1 protein-coding gene is annotated in these 785 nt (G+C 74.9%); it reads left to right on the top strand.

The genetic code is table 11. The annotated features are described in order from the left end of the window. Positions 1-730 (top strand): InlB B-repeat-containing protein (locus G3I65_RS58235; RefSeq protein WP_203612343.1); only part of this gene is annotated, 730 nt, incomplete at its 5' end. Positions 731-785 lie beyond the last annotated feature (55 nt).

The following is a 785-nucleotide window of genomic DNA, read 5'->3' as shown; positions in this document are numbered from 1 at the left end:
GCTTCTCACCAACGGCGGCGACGGCAGCTCCACCGGCGGCGTCGCTGGCGGTGGCGGCGGCAAGGCTGTCGTCAACGGCGGCGCCGGCGGCGCCGGCGGCAACAGCCTCGGCGGCGGATTCGGCGGCGGATTCGGTGGCGGTGGCGGTGGCGGTACCGGTGGCGGTGGCGGTGGTGGCTACAGCGGCGGTGGCGGCGGTGACGGTGTCGCCTTCGGTCCTGGCGGTGGCGGGGGTTCCTACGTCACCAAAGACGGGACGCTCTCCTCGGCTGCGGCGACCAACTCCGGCCCGGGCTCCGTCACCCTCACCTATGTCGCGCCGGTGACGGTCAGCTTCGACGCCAACGGCGGGTCCGGTGTCGTGCCCGCCAGCGAACAAACCTCCTGCGGCGCCGCCGCCGGCTCCCCCACGACGAACCCGAGCCGCGCCGGCTACACCTTCGCCGGCTGGTACACCAACGCCACGGGCGGCACGAAGTGGGACTTCGGCACGCCGGTCACCAGCAATCTGACCCTGTACGCGCACTGGACCTCGGAGGCCCTGCCCAGCAGCAGCAGCACGACCCCCGCGCCCGCAGGCCCTCCGGCCAAGCCCGGCCCAGGCAGCACCACACTGGCCAGCACCGGCGTCGACGCCTGGGGCCTCGCCGGCGCCGGAGCCCTGATCGCATCCCTCGGCGTCGGACTCGTCATCGCCGGCCAGCGCCGCAGGTATCGCCGGAGTCACTGACCCCAAAGGCCGTCACCACCCGCACGGGCGCGGCACGGGCGCGGCGCGGCGCGGC

This window comes from Amycolatopsis sp. SID8362, from assembly GCF_010550475.1.
GTDB classification, from domain to species: Bacteria; Actinomycetota; Actinomycetes; order Mycobacteriales; family Pseudonocardiaceae; genus Amycolatopsis; species Amycolatopsis eburnea.
The sequence above is the reverse complement of the archived record's forward strand: the minus strand, read 5'-3'. Positions and strand labels throughout refer to the sequence as shown.